Genomic DNA, 1,975 nt, shown 5'->3' with positions numbered 1-1,975 from the left:
GCGGCCGGCTGAAGGGCTTCTTCGTCATGCCGTCTGGCACGAAACCGCTGACGCCAACGCAGCGGGAAGACGGTCGGAAGACATTGGTCGAGGCCAATAGTGGTCCGAACGCGCCCTGGGCCGGCATTCTCGAAGGCGGAGTGGATTTCAAGCAGGTGTCCTTGTCGATGAAGGATGCCGAGATGATCCTGAATCGGCGGTTCAACGTCGAGGAAATTTGCCGCTGGGTCGGTGTTCCGCCCGTCATCATCGGCCATTCCGCCGAAGGCCAAACGATGTGGGGGACCGGTGTCTCCGCCATCATGCAGTCCTGGTACACGCTCGGCCTGCGTACCGATCTGAAACGGATCGAGCAGGCGATCGCCAAGCGGATCCTGACGCCGGAACAGCGGCTGAAGTACTCGGTCAAGATCAACTACGAAGACCTGCTGCGCGGCGATACCACGGCGCGCTCCGCATTCTACACCGCGATGCTCCGTGCCGGCGTGATGACCATCAACGAGGTCAGAAAGCTTGAGGGTTGGCCGCCAGTGGAAGGCGGCGACATCCCGCGGATGCAGATGCAGAATGTGCCGATCACCGAAGAGTCGACGCGTGCGGCCGCCACGGCCGCTATCGGCCACAATGGCGGTCCGCCGCTTGGAGACGACGAGAAATGACGATCCGTAAAATTCCGGAGCTGCGTCGACCTGAAGTCAAGAACTGCTCTTTCGTGCTGAATGAGAAGGCGACCTCGATGTGGTCGCCCGGATTGCAGCCGACGGCCGCGGCCAAGGACGATAGCGAGGACGTCATCAGCATCCTCGACGTCATCGGATATGACTTCTGGACAGGTGAAGGCGTCACAGCCAAGCGGGTTTCGGGAGCGCTGCGCTCGATCGGCGAGAAGCCGGTGACGGTGCAGATCAATTCGCCGGGCGGCGACTTCTTCGAAGGTGTCACGATCTACAACATGCTCCGCGCCCATCCGAAGCGGGTCACGGTGCAGATCCTCGGCATTGCGGCCTCGGCGGCATCCGTCATCGCCATGGCCGGAGACGAAATCGAGATCGGCAAGACCGCCTTCGTCATGACCCACAACACTCAATGGATCGCGGTGGGCGATCGGCACGCCATGCGCGACACAGCCGACATCATGGAGACGTTCGACACCACCATGAACTCCATGTTCGCGGACCGGACGGGCCAATCGGTCGACACCATCTCGGCATGGAATGATGCCGAACACTGGATTTCTGGCGAGAAAGCGATCGAGGAAGGCTTTGCGGACCGGCTGCTGGCCTTCGACGTCAAGGAGGGCGAGGGCGCCCGAAACGACGTTTCCGCCCTGTATCGGGTAGAGGCGGCACTGACGCGGCAAGGCGTGCCGCGGGCAGAGCGTCGCCGCCTGATGAAAGAGATTATCGACGGCAAGCCGAGCGCTGCCGGCGAGGCCATGCCGAGCGCTGGCAACGACGCTGTCGCGGAAGACAGCACACCGCTGAGCCTCGCACTCGCGCGGCTGAAGCTCGCAAGAGCCTGACCCCAACACATAGGAGAGGCCACATGGCCGACGATACCCAGGACCTGCTCAAGCAGGTCTCGAACGAACTTGTGCGCGTGAGCGACGAGTTCACCAAGAAGGCGGAAGAGGCGATGACCGAAGTCAAGAACTTCGGCAAGCTGTCGACCGATACCAAGACCGTTGTCGACGAACTGGCGGTGACACAAACTGCGCTGACTGGCGCTGTCGATGAACTGAAGGCGCGTCTCGGCGATGTCGAGCAGAAGTCAGCACGCCGCAGCGGCGGGGAACGCGGCCGTGCGAAGAGCGTCGGCGCGCAGGTCGTCGAAAACGAGGGCCTGAAGGAGTTCGCCAAGAACGTGCAGGGCGGCAAGCGATACAGCGTGCCGGTCACCAACGCGCTGATCAGTTCGGACGTCGCTGCCGACGTCGTCGAGCCTCAGCGTCTGCCCGGCATCGACGTGATGCCGA

Annotated in this window: 3 protein-coding genes; all 3 read left to right on the top strand. The window is 62.5% G+C overall.

All coding sequences use genetic code 11. The features are described 5' to 3' along the window. The coding region (locus tag Q0L57_RS13860) for a phage portal protein (RefSeq protein WP_296743506.1) at nt 1-659 on the top strand (659 nt) is incomplete at its 5' end. After that, complete coding sequence (locus Q0L57_RS13855) at nt 656-1,522, top strand: head maturation protease, ClpP-related (protein ID WP_296743505.1); 867 nt, start codon at nt 656-658, stop codon at nt 1,520-1,522. The genes Q0L57_RS13860 and Q0L57_RS13855, both read left to right, overlap by 4 nt. Before the next feature lie 23 nt (nt 1,523-1,545). Further along, nucleotides 1,546-1,975 (top strand): hypothetical protein (locus Q0L57_RS13850; protein ID WP_366940908.1); only part of this gene is annotated, 430 nt, incomplete at its 3' end.

The sequence above is a fragment of the Mesorhizobium sp. genome (assembly GCF_024509055.1).
Classification (GTDB): Bacteria; Pseudomonadota; Alphaproteobacteria; order Rhizobiales; family Rhizobiaceae; genus Mesorhizobium.
The sequence above is the reverse complement of the archived record's forward strand: the minus strand, read 5'-3'. Positions and strand labels throughout refer to the sequence as shown.